At 62.8% G+C, this 24,510-nt stretch carries 22 protein-coding genes; 2 read left to right on the top strand and 20 right to left on the bottom strand.

Features of this window, described 5'->3' with window-relative positions:
* The first annotated feature begins 126 nt into the window (after positions 1 to 126).
* Complete coding sequence (locus tag NKI64_RS22370; RefSeq protein ID WP_023688736.1) at positions 127 to 1,680, top strand: putative bifunctional diguanylate cyclase/phosphodiesterase; 1,554 nt, start codon at positions 127 to 129, stop codon at positions 1,678 to 1,680.
* Positions 1,681 to 1,696: 16 nt separating this feature from the next.
* Here the strand turns inward: NKI64_RS22370 and NKI64_RS22365 are convergent, their stop codons facing one another.
* From NKI64_RS22365 to rimP, 10 genes are all read right to left on the bottom strand, one after another.
* Positions 1,697 to 2,710, bottom strand: a complete 1,014-nt coding sequence (locus NKI64_RS22365) for a class I SAM-dependent methyltransferase (RefSeq protein WP_352670020.1) — start codon at positions 2,708 to 2,710, stop codon at positions 1,697 to 1,699.
* An 85-nt stretch (positions 2,711 to 2,795) separates the two neighbouring features.
* Positions 2,796 to 4,943 (bottom strand): polyribonucleotide nucleotidyltransferase, encoded by a 2,148-nt coding sequence (pnp, locus tag NKI64_RS22360; protein WP_023682005.1) that lies wholly within the window; start codon positions 4,941 to 4,943, stop codon positions 2,796 to 2,798.
* Between the two features lie 278 nt (positions 4,944 to 5,221).
* Positions 5,222 to 5,596 carry a 30S ribosomal protein S15 gene (gene rpsO, locus NKI64_RS22355; protein WP_280790898.1) on the bottom strand — a complete coding sequence of 125 codons (375 nt, stop codon included), beginning with the start codon at positions 5,594 to 5,596 and terminating at the stop codon, positions 5,222 to 5,224.
* Positions 5,597 to 5,691: 95 nt separating this feature from the next.
* Positions 5,692 to 6,786 carry a magnesium/cobalt transporter CorA gene (corA, locus tag NKI64_RS22350; RefSeq protein WP_023682006.1) on the bottom strand — a complete coding sequence of 365 codons (1,095 nt, stop codon included), beginning with the start codon at positions 6,784 to 6,786 and terminating at the stop codon, positions 5,692 to 5,694.
* Positions 6,787 to 6,830: 44 nt separating this feature from the next.
* Positions 6,831 to 7,802, bottom strand: coding sequence for a tRNA pseudouridine(55) synthase TruB (gene truB / locus NKI64_RS22345; protein ID WP_352670016.1), 972 nt, complete (start codon positions 7,800 to 7,802; stop codon positions 6,831 to 6,833).
* Positions 7,802 to 8,221, bottom strand: a complete 420-nt coding sequence (rbfA, locus tag NKI64_RS22340) for a 30S ribosome-binding factor RbfA (RefSeq protein WP_023669558.1) — start codon at positions 8,219 to 8,221, stop codon at positions 7,802 to 7,804. Before rbfA ends, truB begins: the two co-directional genes overlap by 1 nt.
* A 161-nt stretch (positions 8,222 to 8,382) precedes the next feature.
* Positions 8,383 to 10,944, bottom strand: a complete 2,562-nt coding sequence (infB, locus tag NKI64_RS22335; protein ID WP_352670013.1) for a translation initiation factor IF-2 — start codon at positions 10,942 to 10,944, stop codon at positions 8,383 to 8,385.
* Positions 10,941 to 11,591, bottom strand: coding sequence for an RNA-binding protein (locus NKI64_RS22330; protein WP_023755160.1), 651 nt, complete (start codon positions 11,589 to 11,591; stop codon positions 10,941 to 10,943). The genes infB and NKI64_RS22330 overlap by 4 nt, the downstream gene beginning before the upstream one ends.
* 38 nt (positions 11,592 to 11,629) lie before the next feature.
* On the bottom strand, positions 11,630 to 13,225 hold the full coding sequence (gene nusA, locus NKI64_RS22325) for a transcription termination factor NusA (RefSeq protein WP_023669555.1): 1,596 nt from the start codon (positions 13,223 to 13,225) through the stop codon (positions 11,630 to 11,632).
* A gap of 47 nt (positions 13,226 to 13,272) precedes the next feature.
* Positions 13,273 to 13,917, bottom strand: coding sequence for a ribosome maturation factor RimP (rimP, locus tag NKI64_RS22320; RefSeq protein ID WP_023669554.1), 645 nt, complete (start codon positions 13,915 to 13,917; stop codon positions 13,273 to 13,275).
* 335 nt (positions 13,918 to 14,252) lie between these two features.
* On the opposite strand from rimP, the gene NKI64_RS22315 reads away from it, so the two are divergent.
* Positions 14,253 to 14,417, top strand: a complete 165-nt coding sequence (locus NKI64_RS22315) for a hypothetical protein (RefSeq protein WP_023669553.1) — start codon at positions 14,253 to 14,255, stop codon at positions 14,415 to 14,417.
* A 42-nt stretch (positions 14,418 to 14,459) separates the two neighbouring features.
* On the opposite strand, the gene trmB is transcribed toward NKI64_RS22315, so the two are convergent.
* The 10 genes from trmB to olsA form a co-directional block, all read right to left on the bottom strand.
* The gene (trmB, locus tag NKI64_RS22310; protein WP_023823757.1) at positions 14,460 to 15,161 is read right to left on the bottom strand and encodes a tRNA (guanine(46)-N(7))-methyltransferase TrmB; all 702 of its coding nucleotides are present in this window, start codon (positions 15,159 to 15,161) and stop codon (positions 14,460 to 14,462) included.
* Between the two features lie 121 nt (positions 15,162 to 15,282).
* Positions 15,283 to 16,548 (bottom strand): methionine adenosyltransferase, encoded by a 1,266-nt coding sequence (gene metK, locus NKI64_RS22305; RefSeq protein ID WP_023669551.1) that lies wholly within the window; start codon positions 16,546 to 16,548, stop codon positions 15,283 to 15,285.
* 222 nt (positions 16,549 to 16,770) lie between these two features.
* A complete protein-coding gene (locus tag NKI64_RS22300) occupies positions 16,771 to 17,190 on the bottom strand; it encodes a helix-turn-helix domain-containing protein (protein WP_023669550.1) in 420 nt (139 codons plus the stop codon).
* Positions 17,191 to 17,327: 137 nt separating this feature from the next.
* A complete protein-coding gene (lnt, locus tag NKI64_RS22295) occupies positions 17,328 to 18,920 on the bottom strand; it encodes an apolipoprotein N-acyltransferase (RefSeq protein ID WP_023823758.1) in 1,593 nt (530 codons plus the stop codon).
* 77 nt (positions 18,921 to 18,997) lie between these two features.
* A complete protein-coding gene (locus NKI64_RS22290) occupies positions 18,998 to 19,468 on the bottom strand; it encodes a VOC family protein (protein WP_023823759.1) in 471 nt (156 codons plus the stop codon).
* 20 nt (positions 19,469 to 19,488) lie between these two features.
* On the bottom strand, positions 19,489 to 20,583 hold the full coding sequence (locus tag NKI64_RS22285; protein ID WP_023682011.1) for a hemolysin family protein: 1,095 nt from the start codon (positions 20,581 to 20,583) through the stop codon (positions 19,489 to 19,491).
* A gap of 28 nt (positions 20,584 to 20,611) precedes the next feature.
* A complete protein-coding gene (ybeY, locus tag NKI64_RS22280) occupies positions 20,612 to 21,118 on the bottom strand; it encodes an rRNA maturation RNase YbeY (RefSeq protein WP_352670008.1) in 507 nt (168 codons plus the stop codon).
* A 17-nt stretch (positions 21,119 to 21,135) separates the two neighbouring features.
* Positions 21,136 to 22,128, bottom strand: a complete 993-nt coding sequence (locus NKI64_RS22275) for a PhoH family protein (RefSeq protein WP_027049340.1) — start codon at positions 22,126 to 22,128, stop codon at positions 21,136 to 21,138.
* A gap of 83 nt (positions 22,129 to 22,211) precedes the next feature.
* On the bottom strand, positions 22,212 to 23,621 hold the full coding sequence (gene miaB / locus NKI64_RS22270) for a tRNA (N6-isopentenyl adenosine(37)-C2)-methylthiotransferase MiaB (RefSeq protein ID WP_352670005.1): 1,410 nt from the start codon (positions 23,619 to 23,621) through the stop codon (positions 22,212 to 22,214).
* A 76-nt stretch (positions 23,622 to 23,697) separates the two neighbouring features.
* The gene (olsA, locus tag NKI64_RS22265; protein ID WP_352670003.1) at positions 23,698 to 24,498 is read right to left on the bottom strand and encodes a lyso-ornithine lipid O-acyltransferase; all 801 of its coding nucleotides are present in this window, start codon (positions 24,496 to 24,498) and stop codon (positions 23,698 to 23,700) included.
* Positions 24,499 to 24,510: the final 12 nt, after the last annotated feature.

Below are 24,510 nucleotides of genomic sequence, written 5' to 3'. Positions count from 1 at the left end.
AAGTCCTATGGGCTTGGGCTCTGCGCGTTCTTGCTGGGCGCAAAGGATGCTTTAGCCTTTATGAATTTGCGCTTGATATTTCCCGAAGTCGAGTTGATTTCGGGATCATGCGACAGGGACTGAGCAATGCCTGCTGTCAGCAACCCGAAGCGAACACCTGTGTTCCGGCTGCTCACCGTCGCCAGTTCGGGCCTTGGCAGTTTCATCCTTGGGCTTTGGGGCCTCCGGCATGGTTTCGGGGACGGCTTTGCCGGCATGCAGGCGGAAACCATGATCGGCATCGCGTCGGCGCTATGCGCGCTGGCCGCCGCCGGTGCTGCCTTGTCCTTCTTCGCCGGCGTCGATGAATCGGTGGACTACGTTTTCAACGAAACCCATTTCGACAAGCTGACCGGGCTTTTTGCGCGGCCGGCGATGGTCGGCAGGATTGCCGACGCGGCGTCCGCGACGATCAGGACCGGTGAGCCGGTGTTCCTCATCGACATCGACATCGACCGCTTCAAGCAGATCAACGACGCCATCGGCTACAGCCATGGCGACGAACTGATCCGCGGCTTCACCAAGCGGTTGAAGGCCTGCATGCCCGAAGGCGCGGTGATGGGGCGCATCGGCGCCGGCGAGTTCGCTATCCTTGTCTGGGAACACCAACTCCAAAGGTCCATGGAAAGCACCGTCGAAACCATGATCGAGGAGATGCTGAAGCCGTACCAGCTCGATTCCCACCTGCAGTCGGTCGGCCTGTCGGTCGGCATCGTGGCGATGCCAAAGGATGGCGTCGATCCGGTCCTCATCCTGCGCCGCTCCAACCTGGCGCTGCAGAATGCCCGCGCCGGCGGCGTGGGCAACTGGTCGGTCTTCCATTCCGACATGGGCCAGGTCGCCGACTACCGCCACTGGATCGAATCCGAACTGCACATCGCCTTCGACCGTGGCGATTTCGACCTTCACTACCAGCCGCAGCTCGACCTGCCGACCGGCCGTGTCGTCGGCTACGAGGCGCTGATCCGCTGGAAGCACCCGGAACGCGGCATGATCCCGCCGATGGAATTCATTCCGATCGCCGAAGAGACCGGCATGATCCACCCGATCGGCAATTGGGTGCTGAACAAGGCCTGCAGCGATGCCCGTCATTTGCCCGAGGACTGCTTCGTTGCCGTCAACATCTCGCCGGTCCAGTTCAGGACCAAGGATTTCGTCGGTATCGTGCGCGACACGATGGCCAGCACCGGCATCAAGCCGTCGCGGCTGGAGCTCGAAGTGACCGAGACGGCGATGATGCAGGACCGCGACCGCGCCGCCATCATCCTGCAGCAGCTTGCCGACATGGGCATTTCGGTGGCCGTCGACGATTTCGGCACCGGCTATTCCAATCTCAGCTACCTGATCGACTTCGCCTTCGGCAAGCTGAAGATCGACCGCTCCTTCGTCAGCCGCATCGACACCGATTCCAATTCGGGCGCCGTCGTCTCTACCATCGTCGGCCTGTCGCGGGCGCTCGGCGTCGGCATCATCGCCGAAGGCGTCGAGACCGAGAACCAGGCGACGCTTTTGCGAGCAGCTGGTTGCGAGATGGTGCAGGGCTATCTGTTCGGCAGGCCGGCGCCGCTCAAGATCAAGCCTGGCGATATCAGACCGACCATTCCCGTCCACGAGCCGGCGCGCATCGTCAGCATGCATTGAGGCGACCGGCACCGTCCTATCGGCGCGCGGAGAAAACCTTGAACATGCCGTCGCGGGCGAGTTCGGCATGGCTGGAGAAGACAGCCTTCAGAACCGGTTCGTAAGGCAGCTGACGGTTCGCCACCATGAACAGCCGCCCGCCCGGCTTCAGCGCCTTGCCCGCCGCCTGGATCATGCCGGCGCCGATTTCCGGCTCGGCCGCCCGGCTGCGATGGAAGGGCGGGTTCATGACGATGGCATCATAGCGCCGCTCGACCGGCTCGCTCAGCAGATCGGTCCAGAAGAAGCCGGGCTCGAAGCCTGTCTGGCCGATATTGCCCTTGGCCGCCTCAAGCGCGTCGAAATCCGCTTCGTAAAGGTCGAGCCCCGTTATGCCGGATGAACGTGCCGCGACCTCGGCGGCGACATAACCCCAGCCGGCGCAGAAATCAGCAATGTTGCCGCGCAGGTCTTTGGGCAGGTTGTCGACCAGAAGTTTCGAGCCGACGTCGATCCGGTCGAAGGAGAACATGCCAGGCGCGGTACGGAAGCGGTCCTCTACGACCAAGGCGGGATTGGCGACGCGCAGTTTTTCCGCAGGCGCCAGATCGGCCGGACGGCGAAGCCAGAAGGCGATGCCGTGATATTTCGGCAGATGCCCTTCGATGGGAACAAGCTCGTCGATGCGCTTGCGCAGGCTGGCGATGCCTTCGTCCTTACCGCCGGCGACAATGATCAGACCGCCCGGCGTGACGCGTTCGATCGCCTCGGCAATACGCATCTCGTTTAGCCCACGATGGCGGCCGGCAAGCACGAGCGCTGCATCGAATGCATCGCCTTCCGCGCGCGGCGTTACCTTGTGACCGGCACGCTCCAGCGCTCGGAGATGCGGCCGGAAACCCTGTGCAAGATGGAGCTCTGCCTCGAAGCCTTCCGGCAAGCGGAAGCCGGGCTCCGCACCCAGGAACAACACACGCTCGCCCTTTTGCGGCAGAGGGAACCCCTCGGCCTCGAAGGGATGGAACAGTGTCTTCAGCGGCTCAGCGGCCATTCTTCGATTCTCATGTCGTAGACGGGTATTAAACGAAAACGGGCGCGACATAAGCCGCGCCCGTTCAACTCTATTGTCAGACCACTCAGGCGGCGTTTTCTTCGCCTTCGGCCTTCTTGTCGCGGGCGATTTCCTTGCCGGTGGCCTGGTCGACGACCTTCATCGACAGGCGGACCTTGCCGCGCTCGTCGAAGCCCATCAGCTTGACCCAGACCTTGTCGCCTTCCTTGACGACGTCCGAGGTCTTGGCGACCCGGTCGTTGGCAAGCTGCGAGATGTGGACGAGGCCGTCACGCGGACCGAAGAAGTTGACGAAAGCGCCGAAGTCGGCGGTCTTGACGACCGTGCCTTCGTAGATTTCGCCGACTTCCGGCTCGGCGACGATGGTATGGATCCACTTCTTGGCCGCCTCGATCTCCTTGGCGTTCGACGAAGCGATCTTGACCGTGCCGTCGTCCTCGATGTTGATCTTGGCGCCGGTCTTCTCGACGATCTCGCGGATAACCTTGCCGCCGGAGCCGATCACGTCGCGGATCTTGTCGGTCGGGATGTGCATGACCTCGATGCGCGGTGCGAACTCACCGAGTTCGGGGCGGGCGCCGGTCAGAGCATGCGCCATCTCGCTGAGGATATGCTGGCGGCCATCCTTGGCCTGGTCCAGCGCGATCTTCATGATCTCCTCGGTGATGCCCTCGATCTTGATGTCCATCTGCAGCGAGGTGATGCCGCCTTCGGTACCGGCGACCTTGAAGTCCATGTCGCCGAGGTGATCTTCGTCACCCAGGATGTCGGACAGAACCGCGAAGCGCTCGCCTTCCTTGATCAGGCCCATCGCGATACCAGCAACCGGCTTGGCCAGCGGAACGCCGGCATCCATCAGCGCCAGCGATGTGCCGCAGACGGTGGCCATCGACGACGAACCGTTGGACTCGGTGATCTCCGAGACGACGCGCAGCGTGTAGGGGAACTGGTCCGCGCTCGGCAGCATCGGACGGATGGCGCGCCAGGCGAGCTTGCCGTGGCCGATTTCGCGGCGGCCCGGCGAACCCATGCGGCCGGTCTCGCCGACGGAGTAGGGAGGGAAGTTGTAGTGAAGGAGGAACTTCTCCTTGTACATGCCGGTCAGCGAATCGACATACTGCTCGTCCTCGCCGGTGCCCAGCGTGGCAACGACCAGCGCCTGGGTCTCGCCGCGGGTGAACAGCGCCGAACCGTGCGTGCGCGGCAGGACGCCGACTTCCGAGACGATCTTGCGGACAGTCTTGAGGTCACGGCCATCGATGCGCGAACCGGTGTCGAGAATGTTCCAGCGCACGACCTTGGCCTGGAGTTCCTTGAACACCGAACCGATCTGCTCGGAGGTGTACTTGGCGTCTTCGCCTTCGGCCGGAGCGAACGCTGCCTTGACCTTCGCCTTGACGGCGTCGACGGCGGCGTAACGCTTCTGCTTATCGACGTTCTTGTAGGCATTGCTGAGCTCGTCGCCGACGATCTTCAGCATTTCGGCTTCAAGCGCGGAGTAGTCCGGCGCTGTGAAATCGCGCGGCTCCTTGGCGGCAACTTCGGCCAGCTTGATGATGGCGTCGATCACCGGCTGGAAGCCCCTGTGGCCGAACATGACGGCGCCGAGCATCAGCTCTTCGCCGAGTTCCTTGGCTTCGGACTCGACCATCAGCACGGCGTCGGCGGTGCCGGCGACAATGAGGTCGAGCCTGGATTCCTGCATCTCGTCGACATGCGGGTTGAGCACGTATTCGCCGTTGATGTAGCCGACGCGAGCGCCGCCGATCGGGCCCATGAAGGGAACGCCCGACAGCGTCAAAGCGGCCGAGGTGGCGACGATCGACAGGATATCGGGATCGTTCTCGAGGTCATGCTGGACGACGGTGACGACGATCTGGGTGTCGTTCTTGTAGCCGTCGGCGAAGAGCGGGCGGATCGGGCGGTCGATCAGGCGGGAAACCAGCGTTTCCTTTTCGCTCGGACGTCCCTCGCGCTTGAAGTAGCCGCCCGGGATCTTGCCGGCGGCGTAGGTCTTTTCCTGGTAGTTGACGGTCAGCGGGAAGAAATCGAGGCCTGGCTTCGGCTCCTTCATCGAAACGACGGTGGCGAGAACCTTGGTTTCGCCATAGGTCGCAAGCACCGCGCCGTCAGCCTGACGTGCGATCTTGCCGGTTTCCAGGATGAGCGGACGGCCGCCCCATTCGATTTCCACTTTGTGGTAGTTGAACATATCTTGTCCTTAATAAGCGGAAAGGGCCGCGCCGTTTCACGGTGCGCGGATGCCCTTTCCCTGGCTTCCTTTCTCGGGCAGCCACGGGCAAGACAACGGGAAGCTCGGGTAGATTTCGGCGCTGGTTAGCGCACGAGCGTCCTGCAATCCTGCCCCATGACCGTCCATGGGCGGTTTCGAGTGGCCTCTGCGCGCTCGAAACCGGGTCTAGCCAATCGATGCGACTGGCAGAATGCGCGACCGGCGGGCTCTCCTTCGAAAGCCCGCCGGTCAATTCGTCAACGGCGCAGACCGAGCTTCTCGATCAACGTCTGATAGCGCGCGTCATCCTTGCGCTTGAGATAATCAAGCAGGCTGCGGCGCTGGGAGACGAGAGCGAGCAGACCACGGCGGGAATGGTTATCCTTCTTGTGGTCCTTGAAGTGGTCGGTCAGGTTCTTGATGCGCTCGGAAAGGATGGCCACCTGGACTTCCGGAGACCCGGTATCGCCCTTGGCGGTTGCGAATTCACCCATCAATTCCTGTTTGCGCTCGGCAGTAATCGACATCGTGTTTTTCCTTATCTGTTTGAGGAAACGGGTCGCCCTCAGCCGGGATGTCGTCCAGCAGGGGCCGGTGCAAGCAAAGCGACATGGCGCGATGCTGCGGCGCATATAGGGCAATTCCCCGGAAAACACCAGCCCATTCATAAAGCCGGCTTGTCGCAGCCCTTTGCTCGGGAATCCAGGATTCCCCTGACACCGAAACCTTACAGCCACTTCTTGCTTTTGAAGAAGACGATCAGCCCGACAGCAACGGCCAGCATGAACAGCAGCGAAGCCGGGTAGCCATAGTAGGCTTTCAGTTCCGGCATGTTCCACGGCGAGCTCTCGGGATCGAAATTCATCCCCCAGATACCGACCAGGAAGGTTAGCGGCATGAAAATCACCGAGACGATGGTGAGATAAGAGATCACATCGTTGGTGCGTGCCTGGCTCAGCGACAAATGCATTTCGATCAAGCCGGTCAGCATATCACGCTGGTTCTCGACCAGCTCGATCAGCCGCAATGCGTGGTCGAGCGTGTCGTTGAAGAAGATTTTCGTCTCCGGCTTCACATAGGGCACGTCGTTGCGGATCAGCGTCGCCAGCGCGTCGCGCATCGGCCACAGCACGCCCTTGAGCACATTGGCGTCGCGCCGCAATTCGTGCAGCTGGCGCATCTGATGCTTGTGAGGCGTGTTGAGCATCTCGTCCTCGATGCCATCGACCTCCTCGCTAGCGGCCTCAATCGGCGGGAAATAGCTGTCGACGATGGAGTCGATGAGCGCATAGGCCAGATAGTCGGCGCCGCGCATCCGCAAGCGGTTGGGCAACGCTGCCGCGATGCGCTTGCGTACGGGGTCGAACGGATCGCCTTCGCGCTCCTGGAAGGTGACGACGAATTTCTTGCCGAAGAACACCGCGATCTGCTCATAGCGATGCACCTTGACGTCGTCGATCATGCGCATGACGACGAAGGCGTGGTCCTCGAAGAAGTCGACCTTCGGCCGCTGGCCGGTGTTGACGACATCTTCCAGAGCCAGTGGATGCAGGTTGAAGATCCGGCCGATCTCCTCGATCAGCTGGATGTTGGCGAGACCGGTGCAGTCCAGCCAGACGACCGGCCAATTGTCGCAATGGGTGTTGAGATCGTCGATGCTGGCATCGTTGATGGTCTTGAATTTTTCAGGCGAAATCAGCGTCAGCCGCAGCTCGGACCGTCGCGCCGCCGGATCGGCGATCAGCGTGCCGGGCGAGGCGCCAACCGGCGGCCGCCGCGTTGTCACCGGCGCCCGCTTCTTCACCGCCTCAGCCTTTGCCATGTGCCCCTCGGATGTGACGTCGACGTAAGACTAGACGAGAGTGGTCAGCCGACAAAGACCCGCTTCGGCTTGAACATGCCTTGCTCGATGGCGCCGATGGCGACAAGCTTGCCGCGCGCGGTGGCGCAGGCTTCCTCGGCTTCCACGGGCGCGTCGCGGCCGCGGATGATGACGGGATTGCCAAGGCGGATCTTGGTCGCCGCTTCGTCGCTGATGGCGATCTGGGGCAGGCAGTCGAGCGCGGCAGCCGTGTCGACAAGCAGCGCATCGATGGCGCCAAAGTCGATCGGCGCATCGGCAACATCGGCGTCGCCCTGTCCGTCAGCTTCGCGCTGTTCGCCGAAACGGGCGACTTCCAGTTCGGCGAGGGTGACGAAATCCTCCTGGGTGAACGGCTCGACCTCGACCCGGCGCAATTCGGCGATATGACCGAAGCAGCCGAGGTCGCGGCCCATGTCGCGGGCCAGCGAGCGCACATAGGTGCCTTTGCCGCATTCGACCTCGAACGAAGTGTGGTCGGCAGCGTGCTCGACGATGTCCAGACGGCCGATCTCGATCTCGCGCGCGGGGATGTCGACTGTCTCGCCCCCACGGGCGAGATCGTAGGCGCGTTCGCCTGATATCTTGATGGCCGAGAATTGCGGCGGTGTCTGCATGATGACGCCGGTGTAGTTCGGCAGCAGCGCCCTGACATCGTTTTCCGCCGGACGGCGGTCGGAACTTTGCGTCACCGGGCCTTCGAGATCGTCGGTCGAACGCTCCTCGCCCCAGGCGACGGTGAACCGGTAGATTTTGGCGCCGTCCTGCACATAAGGCACGGTCTTGGTTGCCTCGCCGAGCGCGATCGGCAGCATGCCAGAGGCCAGCGGGTCGAGCGTGCCGGCATGGCCGGCCTTTTCTGCCTGGAAAAGCCATTTGATCTTGGAGACGGCTTCGGTCGAACCCATGCCAACCGGCTTGTCCAGCACCACCCAGCCGGAGATCGGCCGTCCCTTCTTCTTGCCGCGGCGCCCCACTATTTCTCGTCCTTGTCGTTGTCTTCGCCATCGGCACCCAAGTCTCGCGCGACTTCGGGCGATTTCAGCAAATCGTTGATCCTGGCGAAATTGTCGAAGGACGTATCGAGCTTGAAGCGGAACTCCGGCATGAACTTCATCTGGCGGAGCGCGCCGGAGACGCGGCCACGGACGAACTTCGCATGCTTGTTGAGCGCGTCGATGACCGCACCCGTGTCCTTGGCGCCGAGCGGCGAAACGAAGGCAGTGGCGACCCTCAGATCAGTCGACATGCGCACTTCCGAGACCGAAACCACGGTGTTCTCGATCAGCGGGTCGATAATCTCGCCGCGCTGCAAGGTTTCCGACAGCGCATGGCGCACCTGTTCGGCGACGCGAAGCATGCGCTGGGATGGGCTGGAGGCGGTTGGACGGGGCATTTTTCTCAATCCGGAAAGCGTGAGGCGCGGGATGGGACGGTGCCGCCATGTCTCATATTTGTTCTATGCATGTCGTTTATCCCGCACTTTTGGGCGACAGGCATTAAAGTTAGGGCGGCGGTCTTTCGACCACCGCCCGGTCGTATCGACAGTATACGAACTCAGAGCGTCCGGGTCACCATCTCGACGCGGAAGCACTCGATGATGTCGCCAACGCGCATGTCCTCGTAGTTCTGGAAGGCCATGCCGCACTCCTGGCCGCCCGGAACTTCCGCGACTTCGTCCTTGAAGCGCTTGAGGGTCTTCAGCGTGCCTTCATGGATGACGACGTTGTCGCGGATCAGGCGCACGCCCGCTCCACGCTCGACCTTGCCTTCGGTGACACGGCAGCCGGCGATCTTGCCGACCTTGGTGATGTCGAAGATCTCGAGGATCTCGGCATTGCCGATGAAGGTCTCGCGGCGTTCCGGCGACAGCAAGCCGGAAAGTGCTGCCTTCACATCGTCGACGAGGTTGTAGATGATCGAGTAGTAGCGGATTTCGATGCCCGCGGCCGCCGCGGCCGCACGTGCCTGCACGTTGGCACGGACGTTGAAGCCGATGATCGCGGCCCCCGAGGTCTCCGCCAGCGACACGTCGCTTTCGGTGATGGCGCCGGCGCCGGCATGAACGATGCGCGCACGCACCTCGTCGGTGCCAAGCTTGTCGAGAGCGGCGTTGATCGCCTCGATCGAACCCTGCACGTCGCCCTTGATGACCAGCGGGAATTCCTTCAACCCGCTCGTCTGCAGCTGCGACATCATCTGTTCGAGCGAGCCGCGCTGGCCGGCATGGCGAGCCACTGCCTTCTCGCGCGCCAGACGCTGGCGATATTCGGTGATCTCGCGGGCGCGGGCCTCGTTGTTGACGACAGCGAAGCGGTCGCCGGCTTGCGGCGTGCCCTGCAGGCCGAGCACCTCGACCGGCATAGCCGGCGGCGCCTCCTTGATCTGCTCGCCACGGTCGTTGACCAGAGCGCGCACCCGGCCCCACTCATTGCCGGCGACGAGGATGTCTCCCGGCATCAAAGTGCCGGTCTGCACCAGCACGGTGGCGACGGGACCACGGCCCTTGTCGAGCTGGGCTTCAATGACGACGCCCTCGGCGGTACGGTCCGGATTGGCCTTGAGGTCGAGGATTTCGGCCTGCAGCAGGATCGCTTCCAACAGCTTGTCGAGGTTGGTGCCCTTGGTCGCCGACACTTCGACGTCCAGCACTTCACCGCCCATCGATTCAACGAACACCTCATGGCGCAGCAGTTCCGACCGCACCTTCTGCGGATCGGCATCATGCTTGTCGATCTTGTTGATCGCCACGATGATCGGAACGCCGGCCGCCTTGGCATGGCTGATCGATTCGATGGTCTGCGGCATGACGCTGTCGTCGGCCGCCACCACCAGGATGGCGATGTCGGTCGCCTGAGCGCCGCGGGCGCGCATCGCCGTGAAGGCGGCGTGACCGGGCGTGTCGATGAAGGTGATCTTCTGACCGTTCTTCTCGACCTGGTAGGCGCCGATATGCTGGGTGATGCCGCCGGCTTCGCCGGAGACGACATTGGCATTGCGGATGGCGTCGAGCAGCGAGGTCTTGCCGTGGTCGACATGGCCCATGATGGTCACGACAGGCGGCCGCGACACTAGGTCCTCGGCATTGTCGGCAATGTTGAACAGGCCTTCCTCGATGTCGGACTCGGCGACGCGGCGGACCGTGTGGCCGAATTCGGTGGCGACCAGCTCGGCCGTGTCGGCGTCGATGATGTCGCCCGGCTTCAGGATCTGGCCCTGCTTCATGAAGTACTTGACCACATCGACAGCGCGCTCGGACATGCGCTGCGCCAGTTCCTGGATGGTGATGGTTTCAGGCAGGATCACTTCGCGCATAACCTTCTCGCGCGGCTCATTATGCATCGCGCGCTTGAATTTTTCCTGGCGGCGACGCATCGACGACAGCGAGCGGGCGCGCGCGTCCTCGTCGGAAAGCGCCGTGTTGAGGGTCAGCTTGCCGCGACGACGGTCTTCCTCGGCCTTGGTCGGCTTGGCCGGGCGCGCCACTTCGGGCGTAACCGGACGGCGTACCGGGGCGCCGGCGGCGGTGCGCTTCGGCTTGACCTCTTCCTCGTCGTCCGATGCCACAAGCTCGGCAGCCTGCGGCGCGCGGCGGCGCGCTTCTTCCTCGGCGCGGCGGCGGGACTCGGCCTCGGTCTGCAGGCGGGCTTCTTCCTCGGCCTGACGGCGCGCGGATTCCTCGCGCTCGCGCTTGCGGCGTTCCTCATCCTCGTTGCGGCGCTTGGCCTCTTCGATGGCGCGTTGGCGGTCCTCGACGTCGCGAACCTTGGAGCCTTCGAGCGCCCTGCGGCGCGCTTCCATTTCATTGCGCGACAGTTCGTTCAGCACCATGCCGCCGCGTTCGGCCGGGGGCGGAGGCGGCGCCTTGGGCGCTTCCTGCGCGACGGGGGCTGCCACTACCGCGGGCTTGGGCGTAAATACGGGTGCAGCCACCGGCTCCGGCTTGTCGCCGGGCATGGAGAATTTGCGCTTCTTGATCTCGACCTGGACCTGCTTGGTGCGGCCATGCGAGAAATTCTGTCGCACGACGCTCTGCTCGGTACCGGGGCGCTTCAGCGTCAAGGTCTTCTTCGGTGTAACACTCAACGTCTTATCGTCGCCCGATTTCGTATCGCTCATTCCATATCCTCTGCAGCATCATCTTCGTCAGCAACGGCCGCAAGCATTGCCAGATCGTCGGGGGTTCCGCCCCGATATCGGTCGAGCGCAACCATGCGCCTCTCAACCGCCTTGCCCGCGTCTCCCGCGAGAACGGCAGCATGTATCACATTTGTACCCCCCAATGCCAAGCTCAACTCGGCCTCGGAGAAAAGTTTGTAGGCAAGGACTGCAGGCCCGCCGAGGTGGACAGTTGCCCGCCGCGCCTGACTGATCTTGCGCACGCCATCGTCGGATGCCTCGCTCGCGTGGAGCACGAAAAGCGCCAACCCCGAGCGCACCGCGCTCTCGACCTTGGTTGCGCCGAGTGCGATCGAGCCAGCCTTGCGGGCAAGGCCAAGCATACCCAAAGCGGATCGTGCAAGCAGTCCGTCGACCATGCCGCCGAGATCGGGCGGCACGACGACCTGCGCCTTGAAGGCGCGGGCAAACAGGTTCTTCGCCGCCGCCTTGTCGATATGTAGGCGGTCGGCGCTCACCCAACAACCACGGCCGGGCAGATTTCTCTTCAGGTCAGGAACGACGGCCGAATCCGGGCCGACGACGAAACGGATCAGCTCATCCGGCTCGGCTTGCTTGCGCGTGACGATGCAGGTGCGATCGTTCATCTCGTCCTGGGGCGGGTTGTGTGCGATGCGGTTTCACCTCACGCACCAACGGCTTCGTCAGCCGGGACCTGTTCGGCTGCAAGCTCGTCTTCGGTGATCCAGCCGGCCTTGAGGCGGGCTGCCAGAACCATCTGCTCGGCGTCGGCGCGCGACACGCCGTGATTGGCGAGCACACCCGGGAATACCTTGGTCTCGCCGTCCTTGCGTTCCTTCCAGCCGGTCAGGTCGTCGGCGGCATAGCCGGCGAAATCCTCGATCGTCTTCACGCCATCCTCGCCGAGCGTCACCATCATGGCGGTGGTGACGCCAGGGATCTCGCGCAGTTCGTCGGTGACGCCCAGCGCCTTGCGCTTGTCGTCATGCTCGGCTTCGATCTTCTCCAGATATTCGCGGGCGCGGGTCTGGATCTCCGAAGCGGTGTCTTCGTCGAAACCGTCGATCGAGGCGATCTCGCCCGAATCGACGTAGGCAACTTCCTCGACGCTGGTGAAGCCTTCGGAGGCCAACACCTGGCCGACCATCTCGTCGACATCAAGGGCTTCCATGAACAGCGACGAGCGTTCGACGAATTCCTTCTGGCGGCGCTCAGACTCCTCGGCCTCGGTCAGGATGTCGATGTCCCAGCCGGTGAGCTGCGAGGCAAGACGCACGTTCTGGCCGCGACGGCCGATGGCCAGCGACAGCTGGTCGTCGGGAACCACCACTTCGATGCGCTCGGCATCCTCGTCGAGCACCACCTTGGCGACTTCCGCCGGCTGCAGCGCGTTGACGATGAAGGAGGCGGCCGAAGGCGACCACGGAATGATGTCGATCTTTTCGCCCTGCAATTCGCCGACCACGGCCTGGACGCGGCTGCCGCGCATACCGACGCAGGCGCCGACCGGATCGATCGACGAGTCACGCGAAATGACGGCGATCTTAGCGCGCGAGCCTGGGTCGCGGGCGACCGACTTGATCTCGATGATGCCGTCATAGATTTCCGGCACTTCCATGGTGAAGAGCTTGGCCATGAACTGCGGATGGGTGCGCGACAGGAATATCTGCGGGCCGCGCTGTTCGCGGCGCACGTCGTAGACATAGGCGCGGACGCGGTCGCCGTACTTGTAGTTTTCACGCGGGATCAGCTCGTCGCGGCGGATAATCGCCTCGCCACGGCCGAGATCGACGATGACGTTGCCATATTCGACGCGCTTGACGGTGCCGTTGACGATCTCGCCGATGCGGTCCTTGTATTCGTCATACTGGCGGTCGCGCTCGGCCTCGCGCACTTTCTGCACGATGACCTGCTTGGCTGACTGGGCGGCGATGCGGCCGAAATCCATTGGCGGCAGCTGTTCGGCGATGAAGTCGCCAAGCTGGGCGTCCGGATTGCGCTCGCGGGCCGAGGAAATGGCGATCTGGGTGGCGTAGTCGTCGACCTTCTCGACCACTTCCATCAGCCGCTGCAGCTTCATCTCGCCGGTGTTGGCGTTGATGTCGGCGCGGATGTTGGTTTCCTGGCCGTAGCGCGAGCGCGCGGCCTTCTGGATCGCATCAGCCATGGCGGCAATGACGATCGACTTGTCGATCGACTTTTCACGCGCCACCGCGTCGGCGATCTGCAGCAGTTCAAGTCTGTTGGCGCTTACAACCATCTTATTTCTCCCGAGCTTGTTGCCGAGCTTTTAGGCCCGGCCGCTCATCATAGTTCCTGTTCGATTTCGTCTTCCGCGCCGCCTTCAGCACCTTCGGGTGCATCATCAGCTTCGCCGCGGCGTTTCTTGGCTTCCTTGCGTTCCCGGTTGTCCTTCGACAGGGCATCGCGAATAAGGTCGTCGGTGAGGATCAGCCGCACATCGGCGATCGCGTCATAAGGAATGCGAACCGTCGGCTCTTCGCCGTAGGCGGCCTTGTCGCGCTCGAGCAGCATGTCGTCTTCGCCGGCTTCGGCGATCTTGCCCTTGAAGCGCTTGCGGTCGGCGACCGGCACCGAGGTTTCCATCTTCACCAGATGGCCGGTCCAGGTGACGAAATCCGACTTGCGTACCAGCGGCCGGTCGATGCCCGGCGACGACACTTCGAGATGATAGGCCTTCTCGATCGGGTCATCGACGTCGAGCGCCGGCGACACAGCGCGGCTGACCTCTTCGCAATCCTCGACGGTCATGGTGCCGTCCTCGCGTTCGGCCATGATCTGCAGCGTCAGGCCGTTCTGGCCCGACAGATGCACCCGCACGAGGCGGAAGCCAATGCCTCGCAACACCGGCTGAACGATCAGCGCGATGCGCGCATCGATACCGCTTTCGCGGATGATGCGGTCGTCGGCTTCGCTTGCCGTTGCAGTCATGCGGTTCCTGTCGTTCTCTGGATCAGGATGATCGTCGTCCCGAACCATCTCTTTGCTGATGGCTGACCGGCAGGTAATAAAAAAGAGCGGGACCGGGTGGACCCACTCTTCGTCATACCGACCAAGAATTTGAGGCTGATATAAACGATCCCGGCCAGTGTTTCAAGTCTGTTAACGGGCCGGGCAGAGTGCAGCCGGCGACGGCTGGCAGGATTGCGCGGGGCGCATGCCGGCTATGCGGTAACGGCCCTGTGATCCCGGATGTCACATCGCTATCTATGCTGCACTGCACAAATCAAAGATGAGCGCGCGGTGGCGCGCGAAAGGTCAAGACAATGAGCAACCGTACCGTGTTTTCCGCCATAGGCGACGCCTTTGCCCTGTTCGGCAGCGCCGTTGCCGCCTCGCGGGCCGTCGAAGCCGGCCGCAAGCCGCGCGCCAACGATCTGCGCAGGCTCGGCATGGACCCGACCGCTTTCGGCAAGATCGGCCGTTTCTGAAGCCAGACCGGCTGTCGATGCGGGACACTTTCCCGCATCGAACTATTTTCTGATGAAGGTGAGATAGGCCGGCCGTCGGCCCTCGCGAATGGCTTTCGCCTCGTAGCGTGTGCCCGGCCAGCCTTCATAGGGCCGATGCCAGTCGGCCCCATCTTGCGCCTGCCAGAGGAGCGCGCCATGCGCCCGACAGTGCAACAAGGTCCAGTTCACATAGGTGTCGATGTCGGATGCGAAGCGGAATTTTCCGCCCGGCTTCAGCACGCGCGCGAACCGATCGAGGTTGAGCGGGCTGACAAAGCGCCGCTTCCAATGCTTTTTCTTCGGCCAGGGATCGGGGTAGAGCAGATCGATGCCGTCGAGCGACGCCTGCGGCAACCAATCGAGCAGGCGCGTGGCGTCGTCGTCATAAACGCGAAGATTGGCAAGCGGCTTTTCCCGCACCGCCATCATCAACTTGGCCATGCCGTTGACGAACGGCTCGACACCGATGAAGCCGGTCGCCGGTGCCTCCGTGGCACGGTGCAGCAGATGCTCACCGCCGCCGAAGCCGATTTCCAGCCGAACCGTTGAAACATCCGCTGAGAATAGCGCGCGCAATTCTGCCGGTGCCTGGACGGAGAGGTCGAGGCCATACGCTCCAAGACCGCTTTCCAGCGCCGCGGCCTGCTGCGGGCGAATGGTCTTGCCGTGCCGGCGGCCGAAGAACCCTTCGGTCGCGCGGCTCCGCCTGTCCTGTGGATCCATGGCCTGGTCGCGCGCCGCGCTTAGATTGAGATGAGATTTGGCTGAAATCTCATTCTCAATCTAATCCTTTGTTGGAGCATGATCTTTTCCAAAAAACCGGTACCACTTTTTGGAATCATGCCTAAGCAGCGATCGCGTCCTTGAGCGCCTTGGCCAGATCGGTCTTTTCCCAGGAGAAGGACCCGTCTCGGCCGGCCTTGCGGCCGAAATGGCCGTAGGACGAGGTCTTTGCGTAGATCGGCTTGTTGAGGTCGAGATGCCTGCGGATGCCGGATGGCGACAAATCCATCACCGTGCGCAGCGCTTCCTCGAGCTTGGCCTCGTCGACCTTGCCGGTGCCGTGCAGGTCGACATAGACCGACAGCGGCTGGGCAACGCCGATGGCGTAGGACAGCTGGATGGTGCAGCGGTCGGCGAGCTTGGCCGCCACCACATTTTTGGCGAGATAGCGCGCCGCGTAGGCGGCGGAGCGGTCGACCTTGGTGGTGTCCTTGCCGGAGAAGGCGCCGCCGCCGTGCGGGGCAGCACCACCGTAGGTGTCGACGATGATCTTGCGGCCGGTCAGGCCGGCGTCGCCGTCCGGCCCACCGATGACGAACTTGCCGGTCGGGTTGATGTACCACATGCAATCGTCGGCGATCTTGAGGTCGCCGAGCGCCTCACGGATGTAAGGCTCAACGACCTTGCGGACCTTCTTGGAATCCCAGGTCGCGTCGAGATGCTGCGTCGATAGCACGATCTGAGTCGCTTCGGCGGCCTTGCCATCGACATAGCGAACGGTGACCTGGCTCTTGGCGTCAGGCCCGAGCTTGCCGGCTTCGCCGTTGTTTTCGTGACGGGCAGCGGCGAGCAGTTCGAGAATCTTGTGGCTGTAATAGATCGGCGCCGGCATCAGGTCCGGGGTCTCGCGGCATGCATAGCCGAACATGATGCCCTGGTCGCCGGCACCCTCTTCGCCCTGGCGGTCGGCGGCGTTGTCGACTCCCTGGCCGATGTCGGGCGACTGGCCGTGCAGCAGAACCTCGATCTTTGCCGTCTTCCAGTGGAAGCCGGCCTGCTCGTAGCCGATTTCGCGGATCGCCTTGCGAGCGACCGACTTGAACTTGGCCGGGTTGACGACCGAATGCCCGGCGGCGTCCTTGAGGATGTTGCCGGCTTTGTCCCGCTTCAGCAGAGTATCGGGAACCCTTACTTCGCCGGCGATGACGACGCGGTTGGTGGTTGCGAGCGTCTCGCAGGCGACGCGGACTTTCCATGGGTCCATGCCGGTCTTCTTGGCCTCGCGATAGACCAGATCGACGATCTCGTCCGAGATGCGGTCACAGACTTTATCGGGATGACCCTCGGCCACGGATTCCGAGGTGAAGAAGTAGTTCTGCCGCGTCACGGGTGTCCCCTCTTGAAAAAACGATCGGCAGGGCTGCCGATTTTGGCGCGCCACGTGTTAACGGTGCCGGGCGCCGCTCGTCAAGCGGTGCCGCGGTTCTGGCATGAGTGCCGCAGCAATATATCTTGTACCACCGGCGGCTTGGCGCCGCCGGCAGTCGAGCCTCTGGGCTACTCGGGCCCAGGGGATTACTGGGGCCAATGGGTCAATCGACCCACCGAATCACTCGGCATCTTCGGCAGAAAGGGACTTCACAAGGTCGATAATCCGGCGGCGCACCTTCACATCCGCGATTTTGACGAACGCGCGGTTGAGCTGAAGCCCTTCCGGACTGCCGCAGAATTCGACGGCGAAAGCCATCGAAGTGTCCTCGGCAAATCCTCTATTACCCACCGGCTCCTGCCCTGGCGCATCCTCGAAAAAGAAGGCGACAGGCACGCTGAGTATCGAGGCTATTGCCTGCAGACGGCTGGCGCCGACGCGGTTCGTTCCTTTTTCATATTTTTGGATCTGCTGAAACGTAATACCGAGATTTTCACCAAGCTTTTCCTGGCTCATTCCAAGCATATTGCGCCGAAGGCGGACGCGACTTCCGACATGGATGTCGATCGGATTCGGTTTCTTCTTGTTTTCTTCTGTCATTTTTTCCTCGCCGAATTTTTCCGGCCTTTTCTATTTTTCTCGCCCAAACGAAGCCGGAGCCAACTGCCCCAACAGAAACACCAACCGACTTCGAGAAAATTAGGCGGTAACAGTATGAGTTTCTAATGTGTCGACTGTCAATTCACCCGTAGCCGTTGCCTTACGTTCAAGCTGAGGGCGATTGCGGCAAACACCAACATGATCAGCATTCCGTTAATGCGCCGCCCCGCGGCGGAGATGAAGGCTTGGCCGGAGATCGGCACCCGCACGTCGATGGCGCCACGTGCATCGACCGCCAATGCGTCGACGATGCGTCCGCGCGTATCGACAACGGCGGAAATGCCGTTGTTGGCGGCGCGCAACAGTGGCAATCCGTTTTCCACCGCGCGAATCTGAGCCTGCCTGAAATGCTGGTACGGCCCGGGCGTGTCGCCGAACCATGCGTCGTTGGTGACGTTCACAATAAGCTGGGATGACGTTGCGTCAACAGCCACCAGATCAGGAAAGATCACCTCGTAGCAAATAAACGGCAAGGCGCTGATGCCGCCGGGCAGAGCGATCGGATGGCGCTCGTTGCCGGCGGCGAAGTTCATCGGCCCGGCGACGAGCTGTCCGATGCCGAAGCGGCTGAGCAGACCGGAAAACGGCAGATACTCGCCGAACGGCACCAGATGGACCTTGTCGACGGCATCAGCGATTTCGCCCTTGTCATCGATCGCCACCACCGAATTGTAGTAGCGGCTGTCGGCATCCGCCCCGGATCCGCGCTCCTCGCGCACGACGCCGGCAATCAGCATCTGACCAGGCTGCAGCATGTCGCCGAGCGCGGTCAGCGCGTCCGGACGCTCGGTGAACAGGAAGGGTACCGAGGTCTCCGGCCACAGGATCAACTGCGGTTTGTTATGGCCGGGATCGGGCGCTGCGGCCGACAGGCCCATCATCGTGGCGAAGATGCGGTCGCGCACCGAGGTGTCCCATTTTTCGCTGAGGTCGACATCCGGTTGCACGATACGGACATCGAGAGTGCGGGTTGCCGGCTTGTCGGGGGTCGCGAGCCTGACATAGCCGAAGCCGGCATGGGCGGCGACGAGAATGGCAAGCAGGACCACACCGAGACGGACATGCCGGCGTGCTGCAAGCAAGGCCGGCATGGCGAAGACAAAGACCGCCAGCGCGTTCATGCCGACCATGCCGGTCACCGACACGCTTTGCATCAACAGCGGCACGGGCATCGCCGCATAGCCGACGGCATTCCAGGGAAAGCCGGTGAACAGGAAGCCGCGCAGCCATTCCGTCAGGCCAAAAGCAAAGGCAAGGGCGGCAATGCGGCCAATGTCGTTGGTCCATAACAGCCGCGCGACGACGGTGGCGAAGCCGTAGAAAAATGCCAGCGCCAAAGGAATGCCGACGACCGCGAAGGGTAACGCCCAGGCGAAACTGTCGGCCTCGACCAGAAGCGCCTCGCCTATCCACCACAGGCCGGCGAGGAAATAGCCGAAGCCGAACCACCAGCCAATGGCAAAGGCCGGCCGCAGGCGCCTGAGCCAGCCGTCGGAAGCCTCGCCGGTGGCGCCGTCGAGCAGCCAGACCAGCAGTGGAAACGAGACGAAACAGACGGCGAAGAAATCGTAAGGCGCCTGGGCGAGCACCGCCAGCGCCCCGGCAAGAAACGCCACCAGCGCGCGCCGCCAGCCCCAAAGCAAAATTATCCGGCCGGCAAGGCGCTCCATACAGACTTCCCAAGTCGCGCGAATCAGGAGCCAAGATTTATCAGATTTATTGAAACGCGAACCGGCCGATCGCTGCGCTATCGGTGCCATCCCTCGATGGTGAGCCCGCTCAGGTGCTCGGCCTCCTCGCGCGGCACCGTGCGCACGGTCTGGGTGAAGGTCCAGACATGGCCTTCGGGGTCGCGCGCCCGATACTGCCGTTCGCCGTAGAAATGGGCGGCAGGCTCCTCGACGATTTGGGCTCCAGCCGCCATTGCCCGCTCACAATGCACGTCCAGGCCGTCTTTCAGATGCACATAGACCGACTGAGTGTTCTTGCCGCCGACGCTTACCGGACTGGCAATATGATCGGCCCATTCGGAATCGACGATGATGTAGCCGTCGCCAAAACGCATTTCGGCATGGACCAGCCGTCCGTCGGCGTCGCTGACCACCATGCTCGGCTCGAAGCCGAAGGCCGTTTCGAGCCATTTCAATGCGGCTCGCGGGTCCTTGTAGAACACACCCGAGCCAAAGGTTGAGTGCTTGAAGGGATCGTCGATCGTCATCGGCCGGGCGACGTTCTGTCCTAGGCCTGCTCGGTGCGGGGGGCGGTCACGCGGCGGCGACGCTCGCCCTTCTGGTTCTGGACGATGCGCACCCGCTTGACGCGGCGCGGATCGGCGTCGAGCACGTGGAATTCGAAGCCGGGGATGGCTTGCACAACCTCACCACGCGCGGGCACGCGGCCCAGCGTGTTGAAGATCATGCCGCCGATCGTGTCGACATATTCACCATGCTCACCGGCGGTAAAGTCCTCGCCGATCATCTTGGCGACCTCGTCGATCTCGGCCTTGCCGTCGACGACGAACACGCCCTCGCCGGTCTGGGTGATCAGCGGCTCGTCCTCGTCATGCTCGTCCTCGATATCGCCGACGACCATCTCGACGATGTCTTCCAGCGAGGCGAGACCATCGGTGCCGCCATATTCGTCGATGACCAGCGCCATCTGGGTTCGCGTCGTCTGCATATGGCCCATCAGGTCGGAGGCAAGCATCGAGGGCGGCACGAACAGCACCGGGCGGATCAGATTGAGGTCGCCGATGGTGCGGCCGAGATCGACCTGGGCGAGGTCGAGAAGCGTCGTTGCCGGCGTCTTCCTGGATGTTCTGCCCTTCTTGACCCGGGCGACCTTGGTGATGTGGGCCAGCACGTCGCGGATGTGAACCATGCCGCGCGGATCGTCGAGCGTCTCGGAATAGACCGGCATGCGGGAATGGCCGGACTGCTCGAACAGACCGAGCAGATCGCCCAACGTCGTGGTGATCTCGACGGCCTCAATATCGGCGCGCGGCACCATGACGTCCTCGACGCGTACCTCGCGCAGGCGCAATATGTTGTTGAGCATGGCGCGTTCGCCGGGCGAGAAAGACCCGGCATCGCTGGTCGTTTCGGCAAGCGCGCCGGCGATTTCCTCGCGCAGGCTGGTGCCGTTCCGCTGCCTGAAAAGGCCCAAGACGCGGTCGAACAGGGACGGACCGGCAGGCGATGGCTCGCTGGCAATACTACCAGAAGCGGGGCTGCCGGAACTGGGACTCGGACTCGATCCCTCTTCCGTCGTATCGGAAGGCTTTGTCGCACTGCCAGCCTCGGGGCGGGCGGCAGTTTCTGGTTTGTCGTTCATCGTCGTCCGGTCAATTGGTCTTTTGTCATTACGTGTAGGGATCGGGAATGGCAAGCCTTGCGAGCGCTGAGCGCTCGATGGCTTCCATCTCCTCGGCCTCTGCATCGGTCTCGTGATCGTAGCCCAGCAAATGCAGCAGGCCGTGGATGACGAGATGGGTGATATGGTTCTCGAAGGGCTTGTCTTCCAGGGCTGCTTCGCGCGCCACCGTCTCGGCGGCCAGCACGATGTCACCCAGCATGGGCGGCAGCTTGCCACCCCTGGGGAACGGAAAAGCCGGGAAAGACAAGACGTTGGTCTCCTTGTCCTTGCCGCGCCAGCCGGCATTGAGGGTACGGATATGGGCATCGTTGGAAAAGACGATGCTGAGTTCGGAAGGACCGGCAGCAGCGGTTTCGGCAAAGGCAGCCGACACGGCGCGATCGACCAGACGCGTCAGCGCCGCCTCATCGGGCCAGTCGCCGGCCTCGACCGACATATCGATCTCGACGGGAACCGAACTGTCCCCGCCGCCAGGTCTTATGTCTTCAGGCATGAGCCCGCATCGTCACATCAGCTCTCGGCGCCTAGGCCGCGCGCCAGCTTGGCGTCGCGGTCATAGGCCCTGACGATTTCGGCCACCAGCGGGTGGCGCACAACGTCGACATCGTTGAAGCGCACGGTTACCGCGCCGGCCACGCCGTCAAGGACACGCAAGGCTTCGACGAGGCCCGACTTGGTGCTTGGAGGCAGATCGATCTGCGTCGGATCGCCGGTGACGATCATGCGCGAATTCTCGCCGAGGCGGGTCAAAAACATCTTCATCTGCATCGGCGTGGTGTTCTGCGCCTCGTCGAGGATGACGGCGGCATGCGCCAGCGTGCGGCCGCGCATGAAGGCCAGCGGCGCGATTTCGATGACCTCGGCAGCGATAGCACGTTCGACCTTGTCGGCCGGCATCATGTCGTAAAGCGCGTCATAGAGGGGCCGCAGGTACGGATCGACCTTTTCCTTCATATCGCCGGGCAGAAAACCCAGCCGCTCGCCGGCCTCGACCGCTGGGCGTGACAGGATGATGCGCTCGACCATGCCGCGTTCGAGCAGCATCGCCGCATGCGCCACCGCCAGATAGGTCTTGCCGGTGCCGGCGGGGCCAATGCCGAAGACAAGTTCCGAACGCTCCAGCGCCCGCATATAGGCGTCCTGGTTGAGCGAACGGGCATAGATCGTCTTCTTGCGGGTGGAGATCTGGGCGGCCGAAACCTTGCCCTTGCGTTCCAGCGTCGGCAGCGTCAGCTGGTCGTCGGCGGCAATGGCCATGCGCACGGCGCCATCGACGTCGGACTGGCCAATGTCGGTGCCCTTCTGGAGAATGCCGTAGAGATTGTCGAGTGCGCGGCGCGCCTGTTCGGCCGCCGAGGCCGAGCCCTTGATGGTCAACTGGTTGCCGCGCGAGCGGATGTCGACGCCGAGCTTCTGCTCAAGCCGGGCCAAATTCTCGTCGAACTGACCGTACAGGGCGCTGGCAAGCTTGTTGTTGTCGAAAGTCAGAACGATGTGCGCCATGTCAGAGGCCCCGGATGTCTGGTTCTGGGGCAGAGTCTTCACTTCAGCAGCGCTCAACCGTCTCTCCTCATCTGCCGAGGCCATCAAGCCAACTCGGCGAACAGGCTATTGTAGCCCGTCTTCGTGATTCGCACCCGGATAATGTCACCGATTTCGCCGGCCTTTTCATCAACAATAACCGGCTGCAGCCAGGGCGAGCGGCCGACCTTCTGGCCGGCCTGACGGCCGGGCTTCTCGATCAGCGTGTCGATGGTGCTGCCGACCAGGCCCAGGCCGAAATCCTGCTGCTGCTTGAGCAACAATGCCTGCAGCTGTTGCAAACGTTCATCCTTGACCGCTTCCGGCACGTGATCGGGCATATCGGCGCCCGGCGTGCCGGGACGCGGCGAATATTTGAACGAGAAGGCCGAGGCGTAGTTCACCTGGCCCACCAGACCCATCGTCGCCTCGAAATCCGCCTCGGTTTCGCCGGGGAAGCCGACGATGAAGTCACCGGACAGCGCGATGTCGCCGCGTGCAGCGCGGATGCGCTCGAGCAGCGCCAGATAGTCCTTGGCCGTGTGCCTGCGGTTCATCGCCTTGAGGATGCGGTCTGACCCGGATTGCACCGGCAGGTGCAGATAAGGCATCAAAGCCGGGAGATCGCGATGGGCAGCGATCAATTCGTCGTCCATGTCGCGCGGATGGCTGGTGGTGTAGCGCAGCCGCGCCAGGCCAGGAATTTCGGCCAGCCGGAACAGCAGGCGACCAAGCCCCCATTCCATGCCATCCTCACCCTTGCCGTGCCATGCATTGACGTTCTGCCCCAGCAGCGTCACCTCGCGCACACCGGCATCGGCCAGCCGCTCGGCTTCGGCGACGATCTGCGCCACCGGCCGCGACACTTCCGAGCCCCTGGTATAGGGCACGACGCAGAAGGTGCAGAATTTGTCGCAGCCTTCCTGTACCGTGAGGAAGGCGGTGACGCCGCGCTTGATCATTTCGGCACGCTTCGGCTTCGGCAGATGCTCGAACTTGTCCTCGATGGCGTATTCGGTCTCGACGATCTTCTCGCCGCCGCGCACCCGGGCCAGCACATCGGGCAGCCGGTGATAGGTCTGCGGGCCGATGACCAGATCGACAGCAGGCGAACGGCGGATGATTTCCGCGCCTTCGGCCTGCGCGACGCAACCGGCGACGCCGATCAGCATTTCGCGCCCAACTGCTGCGCGTTCAGCCTTCATATCGCGGATGCGGCCGAGCTCGGAATAGACCTTTTCCGCTGCCTTCTCCCTGATATGGCAGGTGTTGAGCAGCACCAGATCGGCGTCGGCGATGACATCGGTCGCGGTGTAGCCGTCGGCGGCCAGCGCATCGGTCATGCGCTGTGAGTCATAGACATTCATCTGGCAGCCATAGGTCTTGACGAAGACCTTTTTGGCCGGGGCGGACGCCACAGCAGCGCTTTGTGAGGCGCTGTCGGTTTCGTTCCGCTCTATCGTGTTCAAATCCATCCGGCGGCTTCTAACGCCTTTCCGTGACAAAAAACAGACGATTCTCGGGCATCGGCCTGTAGGCGCCCGGCCTGCGCTAGCGGCTTGGGCGGGGATCGGCGAGCGCGGCCTGCATCATGGCGCGCACCTGGGTTTCCATCAGCCTCGACGTTTCCTTGCGGTTCGAGCCCTTGGAAAAGGCGATGGGCTCGCCGAAATGCACCTCGACGTCAATGGCGCCTTCGGCCATCAGCACCTTGAGATGCGGCATCAGGTCCTGATCGCCGATCCAGGCAGCGAGCGGCCGGTGGCGGCGGCCGAGAGGCACGCCGTGCACCCGCGTGTAGGCAATCGCCAGCGGCTGGATGAAGACCTGCTCGGCCGCGCCTTCCGAAATCGCCATCGACGCGGCGCCGAACAAGGTGCTCTTGAACGGCAGGATGGTGTTGCCGTCGCCGGTAGAGCCCTCGGCAAACAGCACCATGGCGTCGCCCTTGGCCATGCGGCTGGCGATCTCGCTGGCCTGGTCGCCAGCTGTCCGCTTGCGCTCGCGTTCGATGAAGACCGTACGCTGCAGTTTCGACAGCCAGCCGATCAGCGGCCATCCCTCCATGTCCGCCCGGGCGATGAATGTCACATCGGCAAAGGAGCCCAGCACCATGATGTCGGTCCAGGAGATATGGTTCGAGGCGACCAGCAGCGGGCGGTGACTGGACAGTGCGCCTTTGACATGGATGCGCAGACCGAGCGTCCGGACGATGAGGCTGTGCCAGACCTTCAGAATGACCGTCTCGCGCCAGATCCCGGTCTTCATCGACAGCAGCTGCAAAGGCACAAGGACCAGCGAACCGACGACAACGAGGCTCAGCGCCAGGAAAATCCTGATTTTTCCGATCATGCAGCTTGGCCC

This window comes from Mesorhizobium sp. M0478 (genome assembly GCF_040321305.1).
Taxonomy (GTDB): Bacteria; Pseudomonadota; Alphaproteobacteria; order Rhizobiales; family Rhizobiaceae; genus Mesorhizobium.
This window is presented reverse-complemented; position numbering and strand designations above follow the sequence as displayed.